Source organism: Clostridium sp. NSJ-145 (assembly GCF_021044725.1).
In the GTDB taxonomy this organism is placed as follows: domain Bacteria; phylum Bacillota; class Clostridia; order Clostridiales; family Clostridiaceae; genus Clostridium; species Clostridium disporicum_B.
The window spans coordinates 1-22,575 of the sequence record NZ_JAJNOS010000024.1; the positions used below are offsets into that span (position 1 = coordinate 1).

A 22,575-nucleotide genomic window follows, 5' to 3' on the forward strand; every position below is an offset into this window, starting at 1 on the left:
AATTATAACATCAATTTAATATTTATCTAATTATGAAATTCTTCTGGTTCTATCCTTATTAATTTTTATCTGTTTCACTTGTTGAACAATTTTTTATAAATCTTCAAATCAGTTGATTTAATAAACATTTCTACTTAAATTTAGCTATTTTTGTCTCCGTCTACATTACCTCTATATTCATAAACACTTTTTACCTAGTAAAACCTATTCCACTTTATAATATTTTTATTACAAAAAACACTAGGTATTAAGAACTGCCCCTTGTCATTTAGATAGGAGGTAGTTCAAAGACCCAGTGTTTAATTAATAACCAACATTTAAATTTCTTCTCTTTTAACTAGTAATTATAATCAGTTAAGCAAGTATTCTAATTATTTACTTAGAAAGTATATTTATCAATTAATGATTCAAAAATATCTCGCCTTTCACTGTTACCTTTATCCGTAAAATCAGTATTATTAACCCATTCTATTAAACGACTTTTCTCGTTATTATCTAAGATTCTATTTCCAATATACATAAAAGCACCGGCTAAATATGTGATATAATCTATACGATGTAGATCTGTTATATTGTTATCTTCGATGAATGCTATTGCATCCTTTAATCCTTTTATTGCAATATAAAATAAGTCCCTTATTTTCTCTGCTGGTTGTTTGCTAATTAAAGATGGTTTTACGTCTGATGGAATAGGACAAAAGTTTGATTTATGCTTCTTTTTTTCCAAAACTTCATAAGCAGGATTCAACATTGATAAAGGAATAGACAATTCTGTAGACTTTTGAATTGGCTATGTTAGCTATCTTCGTGATAGATATGACATAAAAACAACCACGCCTTAGACTTTTCAATACATTGAATTATAAGATGTGGTTGTTTTTATGACTTATTATAAATTCTTCGTGATATAGTAATATTATTAAATCTACAGATTATAATTTATCGCTAATTTAAAAATTTTCATATTCTTTAGGTATCGGAATGTTAAATTCTTTACATAATAATTTTACATCATGAATATCACTTTCTCCAAATTCATACCCTAAGTGAAATAAGACTTGATTTTTAGCATTTATACAAGAAACCATAATATTCCCTATTTTTCCAACACCATCGAATATATTTTTTTGAAAAACTTCGCCTTCATAACATATGGTTCCATCACAGTTATCTTTAAACATGTGTAAATCAATAATTCGTAATTTATTATCAGACCAAATAGTATGCACTTCACTTGTATACTCCACTACAATTTCATTAAATCCTTTATTTTTAATTATTTCAATAAATTTATTATAGTTTTTTTCTTCTACAAATAAATCAATGTCATTATGCTGACGTGTTTCTTTTCCAAGTAAAGCATCTACCCCCCAACCACCATCTAACCATATTTCTATATTATTATTATATGCCCAACTCAATATTTCACAAGCATCATTTATTCCAATCACTTTATCACCTCTAGAAATTTCTATTTATATATAATATTAATAATATCTTCACTTCACATTATATAACAATTGTGAACTTAATTATATTATACAAAGTATTCAATTATTTTCCAATTATAAAATGGTTTCATTAATTCTAAGTAAAGTTCCTTATTTTATATTAACTCAATGAATCTATTTCTAATAGTGGCTCTAGTTACATAAGTATCCTTAGTAGCTACATTCACTAGCATATCTTTAATTCGGTCATTCTTTTTATTTTTCTTACTTAGTTGTAGAAATTTAAACCAAGCCAAATAATTATTGATATATTTTGTGGATACACCATTAAAAGTCATTAACCATCTCTTAAAGCTACTGTGAAGAGCATTTATATGCTGTAAATGATAAACACTATCTATCATTGATTTTCCCCTAGGAACTTGCTTTAACTCTATATTCAACTTATCCTTTATTGCCATATATGATTTATGTGAATCTACGCAAAAAGTAGCATCTTCACATATTTTATTGTCAAAGAAGTTAATTATTTGATTTGTTGTAATTCTGCCATTACAAACAGCACTCATAAGGATATTTCCTTTTCTATCAATTGCTGTCTCTATGCAAATCTGCTCTTTTGATATTCCTCTTTTCTTCTTATCATTTTTACCTTTACCTCTTTTTCTAGGATTTCTAGGCATTACAAATGTAGTACTTTTAGAATGATTCCCTTTAAAAGACTCCTTAATAAAGCATTCATCTACTTCAACTATACCTTCAACTTTATCATTTTTTAATGATAAATTGATTACATCAAGTATCCTATGACGCATGTAAAAAGACGTTTTAACACCTACTCCTACTTCTTCAGCACATTTTCTTATAGAAAGTCCTAATATCATTAATTCGCAGTATTTTAGCCATTTATCTAACCCTAATTTTGTATTAGAGAATGGGGACATAGTAAACTCATCAAAACTTGTACGACAACGTTTACATATATATCTTTGTCTTCCATTAGATTTCCCATTTTTATTTACATCTTTACATTGACATTTTGGGCACTCGTATCCTTTAGAAAATCTACTTTCTTTAACATTATCTCTAATTTCAGAAGAATTAAATAAAGTACTTAATACTTCTTGTGCTACTGAAATTAACTCTGTAAGTTCATTCTTTTTTAAATCTTTTATCATAGCTTTTATATCTATTTTTGACATAATATTAGGTATCCTTTCTGTAAATTAGTTGAAATATAGTCTATACCTATATTATAGCCTATTTTAGATATAATTAATCACAAAGTTAGCTAACATAGCCTTTGAATTAAAAGATTATCTAATCCAGCTTGTTCTAAATTATCTAAAAAAACTTTTGCATATTCAGTATAATAATCAACACCTTTAACTAACATTTCTGTCAACTGAACTTGGATTCCAGTAACTTTTGTACCTGCAAGGTTAAGAACTTCAAACCACTGTAATTGTTCTGTTTCATTTAAGTTATTAGCATAATTAATTGTATAATAATATGATAAAAACTTATTTCTTATTCTACCTAGCAAACCACTGATTTTAAATGGTTGAAGTTGCTCTTGCTCTAATATAAACTTTTCTAACTCATTTGCATCTTTATTATATAGTATCCCAACTGGAACTTGATTAGGTTTTAAAGCTTCAACATTTAATACAAACTTACCTAATGATAAATCTAAAACTATATTTTTAAAATCAGGATGATTAGAGTATGCCTTATAATTACAAGTCAAACGTTGCTGACCATCTATTACAGATACTTTACCTTTTATTTCATTTTGATTAACTTGTTTTCTCTCAATAAAAGTTATCTGTGTTCCTACATCTTCTCCTTCCTGCATTCTATTCATTGAAATTGGTGCAACAGCAGCTTTTCCACTTAATTGAAAATTTAGTAAATCAATCGACTTTTCTATTTGCCATCTAATATAGGTTTGAAAAATAGGTAATACAACATTCCCTTTTTCTATATCATCACATAAATCTTCTAACTTTCTTGGATGTGATTCTTTTGTTGGGTCAAAATTAGCATAATCATTCAAATTTTTGTTAATCTTAATATCCATTTTACAGCTCTCCTTCCAAATATTATATTATAAGTTATATCTAATTAAATTTTTTAATAAGTTATTTTGACGTTCATATAGCTTTAATAGCATTCTAACTTAAGCTAATTTAATCGTCAACACCTTTATTAGTATTTTTATTAGCTGCTAGTATATTTTAGTATTATATTCTCTGTAATTTCCTTATTTTTTATTAATTTATACTCAACAAAATAATAGCTGCTATTTTAGCAGCTATAAATTTAAATATAATAGAACTGTAAATGTAGTATCATTAATTTATTCTTTTACTCATTAGTTAATCTTTTTTCTAACTTCATAGATATATACACAAAGTTGACTTTTTATAATCTCCTAAAGAATTAAAAATAAAAAATTAATAGATGCATATTTTTACTCATACACATCACCTGTACATTATTCGCAAATTTCTAAACTATAGCTACATAAAGCGCAAACTGTTCTCGAGCATATGTAGCACACTTCAGTATCTTTTGCTAGAACATTACTTTTACAAATATCACACTTCATTTACTTTCCTTACATCTCTTTTCTCTCTTGATCTACCAAATAATTATTTACTGCTTCCCACTCACTCTCTACCATAATTTTAATTATATATACATACAAACTTAAATATCGCTACATTTATTGAACTCTTCTATAACTTAATATAATATTTTCAATCAATCTATTTATCAACTGATTCCATAAACAAAAGTGTTAATACTTTCGTTATTTTAGTATATGTCTATAAATCATTTGATTTCGTGTACACTTTTCTAACTTCTTTTTTCTATACATTTTTCTTGAATTTCTTGATAAAATTAAAGTATACATTGTTTATGAAATAAAAATATGATTTCGTAGACACTTTTGAAAATTATAACCATTCCGGAGGTATTAAAATGATTTTTGGATATGCTAGAATTTCAACAACTAAAAACACTCAAACTACTCAAAGACAATTGCTTACTTTAAAGCAATATGCTAAAGCAAATAATTTTATTTTTGACCAAATAATAGAAGAACGTATTAGTGGCACTATAAATACAGAAAACCGTGAAGAATATTCTAAATAAAAAAACGAATTGAGAAATGATGATATTTTAGTACTCACAGATTTAGATAGACTTAGAAGAAATGCTGATAACGTAATAATGGAGCTAAAAGATTTAAAAGCTAGAGGGATCAGAGTTATTGCATTAGATATGCCATATATGTCTGATTAGAATAAAGCTAATGATAACAGTATTTATGGATATGGTTATAGACATTGTAATAACTATAAAGGCTCATATAGCACAGCAAGAACGCGAAAAAATTGTATCTAGGATTAATCAAGGATTAGATGCTGCAAGAGCAAATGGAAAAACTCTTGGTAAGCCTAAATCAGAATTACCTAAGGATTTTATTAGAGAATATACTAAATTTAAAGATGGCCATTATAGCAATATGACCTCTTCAGGACTAGCTAAAATGCTAGGATTTGGTAGAAGCACCTTATATAAATATATCAATTTATATAACTACTCAATTTAAGATAGTCACCCACCTCTATGTATAGTTTTTGCTCAAAAAATAAGTTAGGAAATCTCCTAACTTATTTTTCTAACTCATTCAAACTATTGCTCTTATATTTTTTCTCAATAAACTGTTTCTTTTTATTGTATTGTGATGATTTAGTATTTATTCTATTCCAACATTGTTTTAATGCCCAACAACTTAAAGTTAATCCACAACCTCCGCTTATAACCTGTACTATCCATAAACTTGCATTATCATCACCAGCCAATTTATATAAATATGTAACCAAATTATATTGAGAATTTTTCATAATAATATGTTGTAGTAAAAAAATAACAGAAACTATTACTATAGGAATAAACCATAATATTTGCATTCTCCATTTTTTCATTTCGCTATCAACTGCTAACATTATAATATTGTTCAAAACCTGTCCATAATTGTCTTTTTGCTTTTTAATACTCTTCATTTCATTTTCCGTTATTTCAATCTTCTGCTTTGTTGCTGCTACTTCTGTTTGTGCATCAACAATTAATTGATCCATCGAAGCTTTAACATACTCTTTGGTTTCTTTTTTTATACATTCTATATCACTATTATTTATTATATCATTTGCCTTCTGTTCTATGATCTCATCTGCATAAAATTCCTGTCGTTCAATATCTTCAGTTATCTCAGATATCCCTTCTAAAACACTTAATAACTTCTCCTTATTTATCCCTTCATCAGCTTTCTTTATATTTAGAAAACTAACAAAGCTCTTAAAATCATCTGATGTAGCAGAAACAAATCTTAAAATAATAGCTAACCATTGACTAGGTAAAAAAACTATAGGTTGTTCATTATTAACATTTAGCAAATCCCATTCTCTTAATTTCTGATCTGTAGAAATCAAAAAATATTTTACCTCTAATAGCTTAGAAATATTACTATGTGTCTCCTTTCTTAGATTATCTAATAATAATATATTACTTGCATCTATAATACTTGATGAAATATGGATATCACTTTTTAATATCATAATTGATTGTGATAACTCATCTATCCTCTTCTTATTATTTTCATTAAAGGTTATTTTCAATTTATAATCAACATTAATCTTATATGCTCTCTTAAAGCTTTCATAATTAGCCTTTATAAACGCCTGGTACTTTTCTATCCCATAATCAACTCTCCCACTTTTCCATTCTAGATAGTTATTATAGATATCTTTTCCCTTTTGATATTTTTCATATAGCTTCTTATTTATATTAGAAAATTGATATTTATTTATATTCTTAATATAAAACTCCAATGATTTGTTAAATTCCTCCTCCGAGTATACAGAAATATTCAAACCTATACCAATTTCATTACATTTGTTCAAAAATTTTAATGTTAGTGCTTTACGTTCATCTCCATTAATTCCAATTGCCCTATATATTATATTAGTATCCAAAAAGAAAATTTTATTTCTTAGTCCTTCCGGATAAAGCTGTTTTCCGTTTCCAGTAAGTACACAATACTCTAAAGATAAACTTACAATATTAAATATAGCTTTATCCTTATCTTTATTATCATAGCTTAGGAATGAATTTATTAACTTTACTTCATCTTCTTCATATTTTGAAGAATCTACACTAAAATCCTTTGCTAAAGCCTCATTTTTAATATAATATTCGTAACTATTTAAATTCGTTGTAAATATATCATATAAAAATCTATATATCACTGTTTTAACTTTATTATTTTCTAAGCTCTTATCTATACAAAATTCGTTTATAAACTTATCTATTCCTATTATATTATCTGAATTTATAATTTTATATCTTTTTTCTAACAGTTTAAACTTAATATTTCCATTTCCTTTATTAATTATTTGAAAAATATTATGCTCTCTCTCTATTATCCTTCTTATTTCTTCTTCAATTACATGTAAATTATATTTTTTTTCACATAATTCTATTGCTTCAAAAATAGTAATCTCTATATTATTATCTATAAATAACGACTCAATAACTTTTTTTAATGTATTATCTTTCTTAACATTATAATTGCTATCTTTATATAACAATGCTGCTAATCTAAATATATTATTTTCTTCCACTATACCCCCCATAAACTTACATAAAGCTTCTTCTCTTAAATCCACTTAATATTAAACTAAAGTGGTAGCAGATAATATTTATCCTCTACCACTATAAGCTTATTACTATAAATTTTCTTTTAAACTTTGATAATTTGATAAAAAATCTTCAATAGTGTTACAAGACTGTATACTAGCATTGTACCTAAATTTGTAATAAAATGCTCTTTGAAACACTTCAGTTATAATAAATATAGTTTCATTATTTTCTACTCGCATCTCTACATTTTGATCACCATATATTGTTCTTAATTTGCTAAAAACAAACTTTGATTAATCATAATATTCCTTCAATTAATATTTTTTCCACCTAAATATTAATTATTCTACAAAAAACACTTATTTCCTTCTGTAATATTTTATCTCATAATTTTTTAAAAGTACAACTACGATTTTCAAAGTATGAATTCTAGTAACATTTCAATTGATTAAACAACCTCTTCTGAATTCCTATTAATATCAGCAATAACTCCCATTATCTTTTTAAACATATCCATATTATCGCTAAACAGTTCAACAATACTTCCTAATGTTCTAAATATATCTTGCTGAAGAACTCTATTATTATCAACCTCATATTTTTCAAAATAACTAGGTAATCACATACTCATAATAGTTATTATACACTAGTAAATAAGCTTTAAACAATATTTCCTATATATCTCACTATTTAATCAATCCATTATTGTAACTAATAATTTTTCTCTAATTAAGATCATTGCTTCTTTTACTTTATCTTTAACCACACTAATTTTTCAACAATTTTAATTTTCTCTTATTCAGCTATAACTACATATACTATATGTGAAGTGTTTAGCACTTAAGATATAACATATATTTAAAGACTTGATCTTCCAACCTTTATTTTATTTAAACTCCTTATTATAAAATAAAGAATTAATTTTATTTCAAAAAGAGAAAGCTATTTTTAAACTATTACTATTCTCATTAAACTATAATAATATTTTTGCTTACTCTTTATTTATTATTTTATATTATTATTTTCAACAGAGTTTACATTATTATAGATTATTAGTGAGTAACGATAACATATTTCTTTTCATTATTAACTAGCCATCTATCACCTTCCGCAAAAAACATAATTAAATCCTCCTCTGAAAGATCATTCATACTTGAATCTGGCTCTATCATAAATGGCCCACTATGAACATAATATCCTCTTTTAAGAAACTCATCTAAAATTGCTATCATATTATTTACTTTTTCTATTCTTTCTTCATCTTTTGTCATCTTTATTTATTATCTCCTCTTAAATCTTATTGCATCGTTATATATATTTTTATTATACTCGCTACAAAATTACATTAAATTAATTCTTAAAGCACTCTTTCCTCTAAAGTTTTTAATGATTTAATATGTATCTTATAATTATTTCTTTTTAATATTTCAGTATAATATACAACAAGATAGTAATAATTAATTCTATTTAAACATTCAATTATTATAGTATTATCTTCTATCTTAGTAGTTGATATGATAGGCCTTATCCAATTATTTAAATCTTTTTCATTGTTAATCTCTCTATTTATATCTTTAAAGTAGTCTACCAACTCCTTTGACAAATTCAATCCTTCAATTTCCTCAATATCAAATTCTCTATTTTCTATATAAACATCATCTTCTATATATTTCTTTATTAACTTCTCTTGTCTATCTAATTTCTCATTTATTTTAATAAGTTCTTCTTTTATTTCTAGTAAGCAGTCTATTGCTTCTTTATTCATATTTTGTCCCCTTTAGCTTTAATTATTTTCCTACTAACTTAATATTTCCAAATTAATACTTACTTATTTTTATTATTATTTTCAATTAAACATAATTAATAGAGATAATTTACATTAACCCCTTTCATACTTTGTATTAAATTACTAGCATTTATATTTTTTCAGGCTCTTCACTATGTTCTCCTACATATATCTATACCTTATAAGTTATAGAAAAGTGGTATTTATAAAATACTAGCACCAACTAAATAAACCACTTAATTTCCCAAATTTATTTTTACACTCCTACCCAATTATATAACTATATAATTGTCCTTTTCATAACTTCATGTAAAATTTCTTTTACTCATTACAGAAATTTATAATATATTATACACTTAGTTACTTATTTATATAAATCTTATCTTTACTTTGATAAAATAATTAAAATTGTAAATACTAAAAATAAAATTTGGAGGTGTGTATGAAAAGAACATTTAACGTATATTCAGATAACTATTTTGAATTTCCAGATATGATTTTCGTTTATACAAGCATAACTTTAAAATCGCGCTATATAAGATTTAACGGTGTTGCTATTGATATGTTAAATGATAGTAAGTTTGTTGCATATAAAAACTCAACTGTCAAATTAGAAGTATTATCTAACTTTTATATTACATTATATCTTTGTTCATTTTTATCAAATTCTTTAATTACTAAACTAATAAAAAAATATCTCTCAAAATATAGAGATAGTAATTTAGTAGATACAACTTTTGATGATCTACAGTATGGAGATAAATTAGGATATCTTGACTTTGTTAAATATTCGACTCCCCTAGTATACGCTGAAGTATGTGAAGATATAATTAACTATATAGCTAAAAGTAATTATGAAAATAGAAGGGTTATTCATAACATGCATTCCTTTACTCAAAGAACTTATGCTAAAGTTATTTATTGTAAATCTGTATAATATTTTAAACGAAGAAAAACCTAGAATTCAAATTAAAATTCTAGGTTTATCTTTAAATCTATCTAGTTATTTTTTACATAAACATTTTTTAACACTTTCCTTCCAGCTCCATGTCCTAATCTATCACACGTATTATCCCATGCGTCAGTTTCATCCATACCTTGCTGTAAATTATCTTTATATTTTTTTGTTGCATAAGATTTTCTAATTGCATGTATTCCTGTTTTACTCTCTTGATATATATTTATCTTATGCTTTAACAACATTCTTCTAATTTCTTGATTCACAGAATCTTCTCGTAATGGACAAATTCTATCTTCACCACTAACTGTAGCTTTTATATATTCACAAAACTTTCTTTGCTCCTCTGTTTCAATTTTAATATTTCTACAACGTTTACCTTTGCTGTCATGAATGTGTATAAATTTATCAGCTAATTTTATATCCTTCCCTTTTATTTTACAACATTCTGATACTCTTAATCCAAAGAGCATACTTAGCATAATTCCACTTCTTGCTTTACTACTACTTTTATTACATTCGTCTAGTAGTATTTGTAAATCTCCCTCATTCATTTTTATATCTCTTAGCACAGCTATTGTTCCATTAGGAATTTTAATATTACTAGTATAATCAATAGATAAAAGTAACTCTTGCTTTATCATCTTCTCAAGCTTTCTAATACAATAATAATAATTTTTCAATGTACTTTTAGTACAATAATTTGCTTTTTCTATGAAAAAATCTTGAATGTGTTTATTATTTATATCTTTAATAAATATTATTTCTGGATAGTATTCTTCTAAGAAATAACATAATAAACTTGTAACTTTTATTATGTTACGTCGATCTTCATAACTAAATATCTTTGTCTTTTCACATCCACTTCTTTTATAGCTATGCTTGTCTGTTCCTATCGCTGTACATTGTGCAATAGCCTTGTAAAATTGATAAAATATCTTTTCTACCTTCATGGTACTTCACCTTTTATATCTCAGTATCCCACTGTATAGATTCTAATAAATCATTCAATCTACATAAGCTATTAGTATACACTTGTATCATTTCATCATCATAGTTACAACTACCTTTTTCATAATAAATAATATGGTCTAATACACCTTCTAATTCAACTATAGCAATATCATAATCTCCATCTTCATCTTCCAAAATCCACTTCCAGATTTTATTTTTAGTATTTTTTGTTAAATCATCTATGATTTCATCATAAATTCTTTTCTCTTTATCATTCATTCTTATCACCTCTTAAGGCTTCCATAGCTTTCTTCTCATTTCCATTTTATTCATTATACAAACTATAATTTTTTATTATTACTCTACATATCAAAAATGAATTCTTTTCTCCTTAATTTTTTTGTGATTTAATCTTAATTATTGTTATTGACGATTATACTATGCCAACATTTTATATCTACATTATAAATTGGATTTTTCACTAATCTTTTATATAAATCTTTAATATTTCTACAATATAAATTTCATGAAAATCTTTTTAGGGATAATTATTTTCAATTAAACCTTCTTCAACAATTGGAGTATTATAAATTTTCTTACATACCAAATGCCATTTTTTCTTCCCTATATATAGTTGTTCCTGTAATAAATTCTGATGTTAATCCTGCCTTTTCTATTTTGTTTTCATCATGGCCTAAAGGTGTTCCTAAATATCCTAATGCTTTCTTATATACATTATCAAAGAATTTAATTACTTATCTGTGTTTTTTATAAAGTTTATACTCATTTACGAGTATATTATTTACTATTATATTTAGATTATTGTCTTAGTTAGTACATTTCAAATTTATAACTATGTCATAATAATTATATAAATTATGCTTCTTAGATATGAATTCATTCTTATGTATCTCATAAGCTCATCGCATCTTACTTCTCTTGATTTTGAATTTCTAATTTATAATAAGCGATTTATACGAAAAAAGAGAAAGTTTATTTGATGTAAACTTTCTCTTTTTTAAGCATTACTAATTTAAATCTTAAAACTCATATTCATTTTTATACTACTCTTTAATCTATTTTATATTATAACTAAAATAAGTAATCGTCCATTATTTATCTAAGCATTTATATATTTCTTATTTGCTTTTCTTGTAGATTCAGCTGCAAAACTTGATATATTAGTAATAGTTGTTTTCTCATAACCTCTTACGTATGAAACTAGATTGTTATTTAGTGAATCTAACCATCTTTTATCTATTTTTCTCCAGTTTTGGTCATATTAGTAAGATGCACTAAATATATTCCTTACATATTTTTATTATGACACGCATTCTTTTAATATTTTTAATTATGTATCGTATAGCAACTTTCAAGTATATTATTTAATAAGTATTAACTAATAAAACATCAATGTATAGAAACTACTTTGCTCTAACACTGATGTTTTATTTTCACTATTTAGATGAGTTTTTATAATCATTTAAAAATTTATCAATTCCTATATCTGTTAGTGGGTGTTTGATCATTTGAATTATTACATTATAAGGTATCGTTGCAATATTTGAACCAGCTAAGGCACACTCTAATACATGAATAGGATTTCTAATACTAGCTGATATAATTTCAGTTTGTATATTATGAATCTTAAACATTTCTGAAATATCTTTTATTATTTTAATTCCTTCATTACCTATATCATCTAATCTTCCTAAAAATGGACTAACATATGATGCTCCTGCTCTAGCCGCTAATAATGCTTGTAGTGGAGAAAATATTAATGTTACATTTGTTTTTATTCCTTCTTTAGAAAGTATATTTACAGCTTTCAATCCTTCCTCACACATTGGAATTTTAATTACTATATTTCTATGAAGCTTTACTAATTCCCTAGCCTCTTCTATCATCTTATTATGTTCTAACGATATTACTTCTCCACTTATAGCCCCATCAACTATACTACAAATTTCTTGTATAACCTCAACCAAGTCTTTTCCTTCTTTTGCAATTAATGAAGGATTTGTTGTAACTCCTGATAAAACTCCTAACTTACTTGCATTTTTTATTTCTTCAATATTAGCTGTATCTATAAAAATTTTCATAACTTCTCCTCTTCTACATCATATATTTATTTTAAGAAAACCACATTACTAAAATGTGGTTTTCTACTAACATACTTTTTATTCTAATGATTCTTTACATTTTTTAATTATATTTTCAGTATTTAATCCGTATTTCTTTTTGACATCTGAAATCTTTCCTGACTCAGTAAATACATCCTCTACCCCAACTCTTCTCAATTTTGGGTGTCTTGAGTACTCTGATAAAACTTCTGCAACAGCTCCTCCTAAACCACCAATAATACTATGATTTTCTACTGTTACTATACCTTTAACATTATTAACTAACATTTCTATCATATCTGTATCTATAGGTTTAATCGAAGATATATTTATCATCTTGCAGGCATATCCTTCTTTTTTAAGCTCTTCATAAGCTTCCATTGCACAAAATGCTGCTGTTCCTTCATATATTAAAGCTAAGTCATTACCATCATCTTTTACTATTTCAGCTTTTCCAAACTCAACTTTATCATGAGTAATATCTAATACCGGAACTACATCCCTTGCAGCTCTAATATACACTGGTCCTTCATGCTTAATCGCTAACTCTATTGCATCTCTCAATTCTTCAATACTACTTGGAATTAATACCTTTAAATTAGGAATAGCTCTAGTTAAAGCAATATCTTCATTTGCATGATGTGATGCTCCATCTGGCCCATCATCCATCCCTGGATGAGTTCCAATTATCTTTATATTTGCATTTGAATAACAAGCTTGTCTTAATTGTGTCCATGCTGTCCCAGTTGCTAAAATTGCGAAGTTAACATAAAAAGGTATCTTTCCTTCTATAGCTAACCCGGTAGCAATAGACATAGCACTTTGCTCAGAAATTCCACATTCAACAAATCTTTCAGGATATTTTTCTCCAAATTTAACTGATGTTGTTGACTTTGCTAAATCGCTATCTAATACATAAATTCTCTTATCTTCCCCATACTCACATAATATTTCTCCAATTTTATCTCTAGGTGAAACTGTTTTAAATACCATATTATATCTCCTCCCCTATCTTATTTAAATCCCTTACTGCTATTTCATACTCCTCATCTGTCAATGCACCACTATGCCACTTAGGGTTATTTTCCATATAAGAAACACCTTTACCTTTTATTGTATTAGCTATTATGGCTATAGGTTTAGACTTCTCTTCTAATGCAATATTTAAAGCTCCAACAACTTGCTCCATATTATTACCATCTATTTCAATTGTATTAAATCCAAATACCTTTAACTTATCTGAAACTGAATCTACATTAATAACCTCATTTACAGGACCTGATGATGATAGCTTGTTGTAATCAACTATCATAATTAAATTATTTAGTTTATAATGAGATGCTTGCATAACAGCCTCCCATATTTGTCCCTCATGAAGTTCGCCATCTCCAACAATTGCATATACTCTATTATCTTCTTTATCATTTCTCTTTGCTATAGCCATACCAATAGCTAGTGATAGCCCTTGTCCTAACAATCCTGTTGTAGAATCAACTTCTGGAATATCAACTATATGTGGATGTCCTTGTAGCCTTGAATTAACACTTCTAAATGTTTCAAGTTCTTCATCATTTATTATTCCTTTACTATTTAATATTGCATATTGTGCAGGAACTGTATGCCCCTTTGACAATACAACTCTACTTCTTTTTTTACTATTTAAATCCACATCTAACTCATAAATTGCTGTTAAAATATCAATTATTGATAATGACCCTCCTGGATGTCCAGCATGTGCTTTATATACCATTTCAATTATTTTTTTACGATTTTGATTTGCTAATATTTTTAGTTCTTTTATATCTTTCATTATTTACCTCCTACGCTAATCCGAAAAGTTTACCTAAGTAATAAATTATTAATCCAACAAAGTTAAAGTCTGTTTCAGGGAATGAAGTTCCTACTAGTCCTATATTCTCCATAACAGGATATATAAGTGCTGGTCCTACAGCTATTAATATACCTGTAACTATTCCCCCTACAACTGCACCTTTCCAACCTCCAGTTGCATTACCAAATACACCTGCTGTAGCTCCTATAAAGAAATAAGGAATTGCCACTGGAATTATTACTGGCATACCAACTTTTGCAAATATAAACATACATACTAATCCTGCTGCGTATGCAGATAAAAATCCTATTATCGTAGCAGTAGGTGCATATGGAAAAACTACTGGACAATCTAATGCTGGTTTAGAATTAGGTATTAACTTCTCTGAAATCCCAACGAAAGCTGGTACTATTTCACCTAAGAACATTCTTACTCCTGTTATAATTACATAAAGTCCTGCTGTAAATGTTAAAGATTCCATCAAAGGATATATTAACCAGTGAACTCCACCTGCTACTGCTTCAACCGCTTCTTGTCCTGCAGCAATTGCACTTGCATAATAGAATACTGAAATAGATACAGCTATTGAGACAATATAATCTTTAAAAATTGATAACCATCCTGGTAATTTAATCTTTTCAGTACTATCTTCTGGGTTCCCAACCTTTCCTCCAATCCATCCTGAAATTGCATAAGCTATTGTACAATAATGTCCCATTGCAATATCGTCACTACCTGTAACTTTTCTCATAAATGGTTGAGCTATAGCAGGGAATATTGCAGCTGAAAATCCTAATAATAAAGATCCTAAAATAACTGTTACAGTATCAGAAAAACCTAATGATATGAAAAGAATTCCACCTAATGCAGCTAAATATAAGTTGTGTTGTCCTGTAAGGAAGATATATTTAAATTTTGTAAAACGTGCTACTAATAAATTAATACCGAATCCACAAACCATAATTAAAGCTATTACCATAGGAAATTTAGTTTGTGCCATTCCAGTAACTGCTTCTGCTAAAGGTAACACTCCTTCTAAATGAAATCCTTCAGCAAATAATGTTTGGAAGTTATTTAAAGCTGCAACTGCGGCTGAAGATCCAACACCAAATATTAAAAATCCTACTATAGTTTTTACTGTTCCAATGCAAATTTGATATGGCTTCTTCTTTTGCATAATTAGACCAACCATAGACATTAAACCTACTAATAAAGAAGCTTGTCCTAAAATACCAAATACTATAAACTCAAGTATCGCCATTACTCTTTCCTCCTAACTATTTACTGTTTCAAAATATTTTCTTAATTCTTTTTCCATATAATCAGTATCTACAATATCCTTTATACCTATTACATATTTATCAGTTCCTTTAAACTCTTCCACTAAATCATCCATTACAATTATTAAATCTGCATTATGTCCAGCTATTCCACTAAATACATCATGTTCAAGCTCTAATGGGAAATTATTTTTTGCAATAATCTTATTTAATTTAATACAAAGCATCATTGAACTCCCCATACCTGTTCTACACATTACTAATCCTTTTTTCATAAATACACATCTCCTTATATCTTTGTTTCATTTTCTTTTATATAATTAATTATTTCCATTCCATCTATTGAATCGTCTATGCACTTAAAGAAGTTTTTATCCTCTAATAGATTAACTAAATCAGCTAAGGCTAATACATGAGAATTAGAATCCTTTGTAGCTAACATGAATACATATTTTACAGGGTCATTTTCTGAATTGCTAAAATTGACAGGCGTTTTCAAACTAACGAGTGATATTGCAGTTTTATTAACCCCCAGCTTATTATTGGCATGTGGTATTGCTACTCCTTTAGTTATTACAATATACGGACCTAAATCTTGCACATTTTTGATTGCATCTATAATATAATCGTTTTCAATTATGCCATTATTTTTTAATACTTCTCCGGAAGCCTTTATAGCATCAATCCAATCTTTACATTCTACATCTAACGAAATATATTCTCTCTTTAATACCTCACTTAACATTAAAACTCCTCTCTCCTCTTCTGATTTTTTTTCTTCAACCACTTCTTTATTTAATAATTTTCTTATTTCTTCTCTTAATACTTCTTCCTCATCTTCATCTCCATATTTTTCTAATAGTTTATATATATCAGAAGCAAACTTACCCTTTATCCTTTCTTTTCTTATTTTATTAGCTGCAAATCCAGCTCTAAATAATGCACTATTTATATTCTCAACATCATCATTTTTTAATAATGGACTAACAACAACATGGTTACACTTCTCATCAATTTTAATAGTACTTATTATTAAATCTACATTTTCATTTTCTAATGTCTTTTTTAAATTGTGTAGGGCTATTACCTTTTTAACATTAAAATTGAAATATTTATTTAATCTTGACAACACCAACTTAGCAGTTCCAATTCCAGTGCTACAAACAATTATCACTGACGGTATATGCTCTTCAATATCTATTTTCACTCTCTCCATAGCAGCAGCAAAATGTAAAACAATATATGCAATTTCATCACTTGTTAACTCTTGATTTATATACTCGATTATCTTTGTGCTGTTATTTTCTACTGCATAATAAATATCTTTATATTCATCTATCAATGCTTCTCTTAAAGGATTTTTTAAAGTTAAATTATTTTTAAATCTAAATATTGTACCAGCTATATGTTTAGATAAATCTTCATATAATCTGATATCATTTCTAAAATCCACATTAAAACATCTAGAAACTTTTTCAATTAAGTTATTTGTTATTAATTGTATATATATCCATTCTTCATTATCATCACTAATTTGAGGGGTTAACTTCCCATATATGTGTAATGCTACGTAATATACTTCTTCTGCTGGCATTACTATTTGGTATTTCTTCTCTATTTCTTTTATCATATATTCAGCCATTTTATATTGAGTGCTCTCTTTAGACACTTCACAATTATCAGCCTCTAATGAAACACAGTTGCTATCTATATTTCTTTCAACAGCAAGTGCTATATGTATTAGCAGTGCGTCAAAAGCTATATCTGATAAAGTTAGTTCAAATTCCTTCTCCGATCTCATTATTATTTCTCTTATGTCATCCAATACCACATTTTTAAATAGCTTCTCATACATATCAATCGAATCTAACTCAAGTTTAGATTTATTTATCAAATCATTACATTCTCTTATAAGAGTCATTAAAAGGAATCTTCTTCTTTTCTCTGGTTCATCAATTTTTAAACCTTTTCCTTTTTGAGAAATTAAATTAACACTATGATCCTTACTCCATTTTTTTATTAGAACAATATCTGAATTAATAGTACCTCTACTTACCGATAGTTTTTCACATAACGAACTAATCGTTAAGTAACTCTCACTTAATATTAGTTGAGATAAGATTAGGACTACTCTTTCCTCAGCAGATAATCTATACGTATAATAGTCTTCCTCTTTATTTTTAGCGTTTAACTTTAATTCATCATCTTTTCTAACATTTAAATATACATTATTGCTATTTATTTTTATAGCATCTAAGTCTACTACCTCCTCCAAATATAAATTTATATCTTCTAAATCATTTCTTATAGTTCTAACACTTACGTTAAACTCTTTTGCTAATTCCTTAATATTTTCCTGTTTGGATTTTAGTAGCATATTTAATAGAAGCTTCTGTCTTATTTTCATTTCTACCTCCTCCTTGATCATAGTATACATTTATTAATTCTAATGGTAAAGTTAGTTTGTTTTCACTTTTTATTGAAAGGAAATGTACTTACTAGTAGATATTAAAATTTCTAATACATACATTTTAAAAATCTATATAATAAAAGAGCCTATATTTCAATAGACTCTATAAGTTTTTTCTTTCAATTTATTAAACTCACCAAAAATATTTATTCCAACATTATCACTATTAATCTCTACTAAATCTCCACTTCTAAAAACTGTTCTTTCAAGTCCCCAATATGATTTCTTATATGATCCTTTTGGTACCCCAACAGTATACATATCATCTAATTGTGTAAATTCTATTCTAGAATCGCTAATATTAGTTGGAAAATAAAATGCCCACCAATCTGAAGGGGATATCCCCCCACGCCATCCTTTTATATCTTCATACTCAAACTTAGATACATAATACATCGGAAATTTTTCAAAGTTAATTTCTAGTACATATAATGGTCCGTTTCTCCAACCATTCTCTAACCCTTCATCTTCCATACTTTGATATATTTTAAAAAATTTATTATATACCCATCCATCTACACTACCATCTGTATTATTTCTTAAAAATTTTGTAGTACATGCGTAATACCCATTGTCTTCCGCCACCTTATCACAATACTCCATAAGTTTCTTAACATTTTCTAGAGTATTATATACTACAGAAAATGCATTTTTTATATTTTCACTATATGAATTCATAATATCTATCCTCTCCTATTTCAATATCACTTATAAATCTAAAATTATCGCTATCATTTCTAATATTAGAGTTTTTCTTTTCGATTACACTAAATAAATAATACTCCTCTTTAACAACTTCACTATCATTAATATTGCTCTTAAAATCTTTAAAACTATTAAATCCTTTTTTAACTAAAAGATTATATATATCTTCAATAATAACTTTTTCAAAATAGCTCAACTCTCTACTTTTATATAGTGATTCTATAATTAAGCATATATCTTCCCACGAAATAAACTTTAGTGCTACACCTTCTGCAATTATATTTCTATTCTCTATATTACTTACTATCTCCTTTCCTTCATTTTGCTTAGCTATAAATAATAAAATTGGTTTTGTCCCTTTTTCTTCGGCTAACTCTTTAACAATTCTAGATTCTCTAGCTAATTGATTTCTACTTTTCTCTGAGTTCTTATCCACATTCACTACTTCATCATCTGAAGATAATCCACTATTATATTTAACTTCTATAGCTATAGTAACTAAATTAAGGTCGATAATTAAATCTAATTCTCCCTCTTTATGGTATGGCCAAAACTCAATTTTTTCTGCCCACTCTTCTGTTTCATATTGGTCAAAATTATTTTCCTCAATAACTTTAAGTAAGATATGTTTTATTCCCTTGCTAAATGGGATATATCTTAACGAACCAAAAACATTCCCAGTTAAATTATCTTCTAAAGTTTCTTTTAAATTGGTTCCTCTACTACTAATTTTCCCATGTAATTCTGCAATCATTTCTGTTCACCTTCATCTATCTTATACTTATCAATACTTTGTACCACTTCCACATTTATCACAAAAGTTGGCTGTTTCTGGTATCTTATTTCCACATTCCCTGCAATATTTATATTTTGGATCTGCTTTAGTTGGCATAGTCATAGTACTTTCTATTTTAAAATCATTAGAGCTTCCATCAATAACATCATCTGCAATAATATTATCATCACAAATTTCTTTATTAGGAATATCTAAATTATATCTAAGTGCCATCTCGTCCATAAATCCATCTAGCTCATCTGAATTAGGATATTTCCATTCCAGCTCCCTAAATTTATCATCATGCTTAAAGTATCCATTTTTATGAATTAATTCATGGTATATTAGATATTTAATGACCTCACGATCTACCTGTGGAGATGACATTAACTTATTAATATAAATCTTATATAAGTTTTCTCCATCTTCCATTGTCCATCTACTACATAAAGCAAACCAACTCTTTATAATCATATCGCTCCATTCAATACTTAAAAGATTTTCTTTATTTAAAAATGGGTTTTCTTTTAATACTTCATCTAATAGCTCTTCTAAATCGTAGATATTTTCTACTATGTTATACTCTTCTCTTTCATCATAGCTCTTTATCAACGATTCTCTTTTCTCACTACAAGCATTAAATACTGTTTTCTTAAATACAAAAAATATATTATAAAGTTTTTTAAGTAACTGTGTACTTTCAAAAAGTTCTTTTAACCATTCCTCTTTTTCTTCATCTTTTACAAATAATCTATTCATTTCATCAGCTATTATTTTAGGATCTAACTTAGCTCTTTCTTCAAATGTATAGTATTCAGGCATTTCTCTATCTTCATAAAGCTTGTCCAGTATTAACTTTATATCACTAACTTCTGGTTTATTTTCGCACTTATTAAAACAAATGCTTATGACTACGTTAGTATTTATCTTATTTTTAATTAGTTTATCCTTATACTTCTCAATATCTTTAAAGCCATCCAATGTATCCTCATAAACTAAAATATTAACATCTTCACCATTTTCATTTACAACAGAATACCATCCTACAGGTAATACTTCATTAAACTCTTTAGCTATAACATTAGCTTTCATAGAATTATACAATTTAATATAAACATCCCATGGTGTATACGATGATTTAATCCCTTCCTTCTCTAAATCTTCACTTACATCCTGTGGTTTTTCTAAATCTATTGGTTCTTCCACATCACTAAATACATCTAACTGTTTTGGATCTAACCAAAAGCTAAACTTATCCCATGTATCATGGAAATCTATTATATTAACTTCACTTGTTCCTCCAGCCGCTGGTCCTCTTAACCCTCTTCCTATCATCTGCATAAGCAGAGAATCACTATTGGTTTGTCTTGTTAAAAATACTGTTTGAACATCTGGAATATCACTTCCTTCAGTAAGTATTTGTACATTAATAAGAACTTCAAACTTATTATCTTTAAATTCTCTTATTGTATTTTGAGCTCCAACTTTATCCGAAATCACATAGTCACAAGATATACCTGCTGATTTAAACTCTTCACATAATGCTCTACAATGATTTTGATTTATAGCAAAAACTATTGTCTTTCCATATTTCACTTTATTATCTAGGTACTGTTTTACAATAAGTTTATTACGTGAAGATGATTTAGCTATTTGATCTTTTAATTGTTCTGATAATTCTCCAAAAGTATTAAAAAAAGCTTCATCTTCGTCAGATATTATGTATTCAACTTCCCCTACTATATTAGTTTCTATTTTCTTATAAATAGGGTTAGCTAGAAAACCATTTATCAACAATTTCTTTAATGTAACTTCATATATATATCCTTTAGAATTACCTATTTTATTTTCTGCATTGACTGTTACATTAAACATATCAAATAATCTCTTTTTATCATACGCCTGCATTCTTGTTGGTGTAGCTGTTAATCCTAACAGAATTCTATTTGGATTCAATTGAGTTATCCTCTTTAATACCTTTTGATATGATGGTGAAACTGCATGGTGTGCTTCATCAATAACTACAATTAACTTTTCCAATCCTGGTGTTCCTAGCATTCTTCTAATAAATCTATATCCATACTTATTAGCTACCGAACTTATACTGCAAATATTTATATCGTATCTTGATGCCTGTGACATTTTATAATGCATTCCTGATACCGGTATTATTCTCAATTTCTTTATGTCATACTTTGCTAAAGTAGGTGCTTGATTTCTAAATTCATTATTAGTTTGATCAATAAGCTCTTGTCTATGCGCAAGCCATAATATACGATAACCATTTGCTACTCCACTATTTAATAACCAATTAACTGCAGTAAAAGTCTTACCACTTCCAGTTGGCATTACTAATAACCCATTTTGCGCTACCTTCTTTTTGCCACTTAAATTAAAATAACTATTTAATGATTCTATAGCCTCTATTTGATAACTCATTAATTCTCTTGAATCACCAGTAGATTCTTTTATATTAATTGGATCTATATATAATTCCATATTATCTCCATACCCCTTATATTTTGTA

20 protein-coding genes and 1 pseudogene are annotated in these 22,575 nt (G+C 27.1%); 3 read left to right on the forward strand and 18 right to left on the reverse strand.

Going from position 1 to position 22,575, the window contains the following annotated elements; translation table 11 throughout:
• Positions 1-379 precede the first annotated feature (379 nt).
• The 4 genes from LQE93_RS15595 to LQE93_RS15610 all read right to left on the reverse strand — a co-directional run bounded on the left by LQE93_RS15595 (position 380) and on the right by LQE93_RS15610 (position 3,534).
• Positions 380-727: a hypothetical protein gene (locus tag LQE93_RS15595; protein ID WP_231074381.1), complete on the reverse strand. Its 348-nt coding sequence runs from the start codon at positions 725-727 to the stop codon at positions 380-382.
• Positions 728-950: 223 nt separating this feature from the next.
• Positions 951-1,451 carry a lincosamide nucleotidyltransferase Lnu(P) gene (gene lnu(P) / locus LQE93_RS15600; protein WP_022071788.1) on the reverse strand — a complete coding sequence of 167 codons (501 nt, stop codon included), beginning with the start codon at positions 1,449-1,451 and terminating at the stop codon, positions 951-953.
• 155 nt (positions 1,452-1,606) lie between these two features.
• Positions 1,607-2,653 carry an IS1595-like element ISCpe8 family transposase gene (locus LQE93_RS15605; protein WP_055259069.1) on the reverse strand — a complete coding sequence of 349 codons (1,047 nt, stop codon included), beginning with the start codon at positions 2,651-2,653 and terminating at the stop codon, positions 1,607-1,609.
• 89 nt (positions 2,654-2,742) lie between these two features.
• The gene (locus LQE93_RS15610; RefSeq protein ID WP_231074383.1) at positions 2,743-3,534 is read right to left on the reverse strand and encodes a GmrSD restriction endonuclease domain-containing protein; all 792 of its coding nucleotides are present in this window, start codon (positions 3,532-3,534) and stop codon (positions 2,743-2,745) included.
• Positions 3,535-4,442: 908 nt separating this feature from the next.
• Between LQE93_RS15610 and LQE93_RS16915 the strand changes: the two are divergent.
• Together LQE93_RS16915 and LQE93_RS16920 are read left to right on the forward strand one after the other, a co-directional pair.
• A pseudogene (locus LQE93_RS16915) lies at positions 4,443-4,766 on the forward strand (recombinase family protein).
• 10 nt (positions 4,767-4,776) lie between these two features.
• Positions 4,777-5,076 (forward strand): hypothetical protein, encoded by a 300-nt coding sequence (locus LQE93_RS16920; protein WP_331000434.1) that lies wholly within the window; start codon positions 4,777-4,779, stop codon positions 5,074-5,076.
• Positions 5,077-5,137: 61 nt separating this feature from the next.
• On the opposite strand, the gene LQE93_RS15620 is transcribed toward LQE93_RS16920, so the two are convergent.
• The 3 genes from LQE93_RS15620 to LQE93_RS15630 all read right to left on the reverse strand — a co-directional run bounded on the left by LQE93_RS15620 (position 5,138) and on the right by LQE93_RS15630 (position 8,931).
• The gene (locus LQE93_RS15620) at positions 5,138-7,147 is read right to left on the reverse strand and encodes a hypothetical protein (protein WP_231074385.1); all 2,010 of its coding nucleotides are present in this window, start codon (positions 7,145-7,147) and stop codon (positions 5,138-5,140) included.
• A 1,071-nt stretch (positions 7,148-8,218) separates the two neighbouring features.
• Positions 8,219-8,437 carry a hypothetical protein gene (locus tag LQE93_RS15625; protein ID WP_231074387.1) on the reverse strand — a complete coding sequence of 73 codons (219 nt, stop codon included), beginning with the start codon at positions 8,435-8,437 and terminating at the stop codon, positions 8,219-8,221.
• Between the two features lie 86 nt (positions 8,438-8,523).
• Entirely contained in the window at positions 8,524-8,931 is a 408-nt protein-coding gene (locus LQE93_RS15630; protein ID WP_231074389.1) for a hypothetical protein, read from the reverse strand.
• A gap of 463 nt (positions 8,932-9,394) precedes the next feature.
• Here LQE93_RS15630 and LQE93_RS15635 point away from each other — a divergent pair, with 463 nt between their 5' ends.
• Positions 9,395-9,889, forward strand: coding sequence for a hypothetical protein (locus tag LQE93_RS15635; RefSeq protein WP_231074392.1), 495 nt, complete (start codon positions 9,395-9,397; stop codon positions 9,887-9,889).
• A 62-nt stretch (positions 9,890-9,951) separates the two neighbouring features.
• On the opposite strand, the gene LQE93_RS15640 is transcribed toward LQE93_RS15635, so the two are convergent.
• From LQE93_RS15640 to LQE93_RS15690, 11 genes are all read right to left on the reverse strand, one after another.
• Positions 9,952-10,863: a tyrosine-type recombinase/integrase gene (locus LQE93_RS15640; RefSeq protein WP_231074394.1), complete on the reverse strand. Its 912-nt coding sequence runs from the start codon at positions 10,861-10,863 to the stop codon at positions 9,952-9,954.
• Positions 10,864-10,876: 13 nt separating this feature from the next.
• Positions 10,877-11,143 (reverse strand): hypothetical protein, encoded by a 267-nt coding sequence (locus LQE93_RS15645; RefSeq protein ID WP_231074396.1) that lies wholly within the window; start codon positions 11,141-11,143, stop codon positions 10,877-10,879.
• Positions 11,144-12,321: 1,178 nt separating this feature from the next.
• Positions 12,322-12,966 carry a fructose-6-phosphate aldolase gene (fsa, locus tag LQE93_RS15650; RefSeq protein ID WP_231074398.1) on the reverse strand — a complete coding sequence of 215 codons (645 nt, stop codon included), beginning with the start codon at positions 12,964-12,966 and terminating at the stop codon, positions 12,322-12,324.
• Positions 12,967-13,044: 78 nt separating this feature from the next.
• Entirely contained in the window at positions 13,045-13,980 is a 936-nt protein-coding gene (locus LQE93_RS15655) for a transketolase family protein (RefSeq protein ID WP_231074400.1), read from the reverse strand.
• Position 13,981: 1 nt separating this feature from the next.
• Positions 13,982-14,797 (reverse strand): transketolase, encoded by an 816-nt coding sequence (locus LQE93_RS15660; RefSeq protein WP_231074402.1) that lies wholly within the window; start codon positions 14,795-14,797, stop codon positions 13,982-13,984.
• A 10-nt stretch (positions 14,798-14,807) separates the two neighbouring features.
• On the reverse strand, positions 14,808-16,079 hold the full coding sequence (locus LQE93_RS15665) for a PTS ascorbate transporter subunit IIC (RefSeq protein ID WP_231074404.1): 1,272 nt from the start codon (positions 16,077-16,079) through the stop codon (positions 14,808-14,810).
• Between the two features lie 12 nt (positions 16,080-16,091).
• Positions 16,092-16,373 carry a PTS sugar transporter subunit IIB gene (locus LQE93_RS15670; protein ID WP_231074406.1) on the reverse strand — a complete coding sequence of 94 codons (282 nt, stop codon included), beginning with the start codon at positions 16,371-16,373 and terminating at the stop codon, positions 16,092-16,094.
• 14 nt (positions 16,374-16,387) lie between these two features.
• Positions 16,388-18,505 carry a BglG family transcription antiterminator gene (locus LQE93_RS15675; protein ID WP_231074408.1) on the reverse strand — a complete coding sequence of 706 codons (2,118 nt, stop codon included), beginning with the start codon at positions 18,503-18,505 and terminating at the stop codon, positions 16,388-16,390.
• A 156-nt stretch (positions 18,506-18,661) separates the two neighbouring features.
• Positions 18,662-19,246: a hypothetical protein gene (locus LQE93_RS15680; protein WP_231074410.1), complete on the reverse strand. Its 585-nt coding sequence runs from the start codon at positions 19,244-19,246 to the stop codon at positions 18,662-18,664.
• The gene (locus LQE93_RS15685) at positions 19,233-20,027 is read right to left on the reverse strand and encodes a hypothetical protein (RefSeq protein ID WP_231074411.1); all 795 of its coding nucleotides are present in this window, start codon (positions 20,025-20,027) and stop codon (positions 19,233-19,235) included. Before LQE93_RS15685 ends, LQE93_RS15680 begins: the two co-directional genes overlap by 14 nt.
• A gap of 30 nt (positions 20,028-20,057) precedes the next feature.
• Positions 20,058-22,547 (reverse strand): DEAD/DEAH box helicase family protein, encoded by a 2,490-nt coding sequence (locus LQE93_RS15690; RefSeq protein WP_231074413.1) that lies wholly within the window; start codon positions 22,545-22,547, stop codon positions 20,058-20,060.
• Positions 22,548-22,575: the final 28 nt, after the last annotated feature.

What these genes read in the sequence shown, in the direction of transcription:
- LQE93_RS15605 (WP_055259069.1), bottom strand. Translation starts at nt 2,653, where the DNA reads ATGTCAAAAATAGATATAAAAGCTATGATAAAAGATTTAAAAAAGAAT.
- LQE93_RS15610 (WP_231074383.1), bottom strand. Translation starts at nt 3,534, where the DNA reads ATGGATATTAAGATTAACAAAAATTTGAATGATTATGCTAATTTTGAC.
- LQE93_RS16920 (WP_331000434.1), top strand. Translation starts at nt 4,777, where the DNA reads ATGATAACAGTATTTATGGATATGGTTATAGACATTGTAATAACTATA.
- LQE93_RS15625 (WP_231074387.1), bottom strand. Translation starts at nt 8,437, where the DNA reads ATGACAAAAGATGAAGAAAGAATAGAAAAAGTAAATAATATGATAGCA.
- LQE93_RS15630 (WP_231074389.1), bottom strand. Translation starts at nt 8,931, where the DNA reads ATGAATAAAGAAGCAATAGACTGCTTACTAGAAATAAAAGAAGAACTT.
- LQE93_RS15635 (WP_231074392.1), top strand. Translation starts at nt 9,395, where the DNA reads ATGAAAAGAACATTTAACGTATATTCAGATAACTATTTTGAATTTCCA.
- LQE93_RS15640 (WP_231074394.1), bottom strand. Translation starts at nt 10,863, where the DNA reads ATGAAGGTAGAAAAGATATTTTATCAATTTTACAAGGCTATTGCACAA.
- LQE93_RS15645 (WP_231074396.1), bottom strand. Translation starts at nt 11,143, where the DNA reads ATGAATGATAAAGAGAAAAGAATTTATGATGAAATCATAGATGATTTA.
- fsa (WP_231074398.1), bottom strand. Translation starts at nt 12,966, where the DNA reads ATGAAAATTTTTATAGATACAGCTAATATTGAAGAAATAAAAAATGCA.
- LQE93_RS15655 (WP_231074400.1), bottom strand. Translation starts at nt 13,980, where the DNA reads ATGGTATTTAAAACAGTTTCACCTAGAGATAAAATTGGAGAAATATTA.
- LQE93_RS15660 (WP_231074402.1), bottom strand. Translation starts at nt 14,797, where the DNA reads ATGAAAGATATAAAAGAACTAAAAATATTAGCAAATCAAAATCGTAAA.
- LQE93_RS15665 (WP_231074404.1), bottom strand. Translation starts at nt 16,079, where the DNA reads ATGGCGATACTTGAGTTTATAGTATTTGGTATTTTAGGACAAGCTTCT.
- LQE93_RS15670 (WP_231074406.1), bottom strand. Translation starts at nt 16,373, where the DNA reads ATGAAAAAAGGATTAGTAATGTGTAGAACAGGTATGGGGAGTTCAATG.
- LQE93_RS15675 (WP_231074408.1), bottom strand. Translation starts at nt 18,505, where the DNA reads ATGAAAATAAGACAGAAGCTTCTATTAAATATGCTACTAAAATCCAAA.
- LQE93_RS15680 (WP_231074410.1), bottom strand. Translation starts at nt 19,246, where the DNA reads ATGAATTCATATAGTGAAAATATAAAAAATGCATTTTCTGTAGTATAT.
- LQE93_RS15685 (WP_231074411.1), bottom strand. Translation starts at nt 20,027, where the DNA reads ATGATTGCAGAATTACATGGGAAAATTAGTAGTAGAGGAACCAATTTA.
- LQE93_RS15690 (WP_231074413.1), bottom strand. Translation starts at nt 22,547, where the DNA reads ATGGAATTATATATAGATCCAATTAATATAAAAGAATCTACTGGTGAT.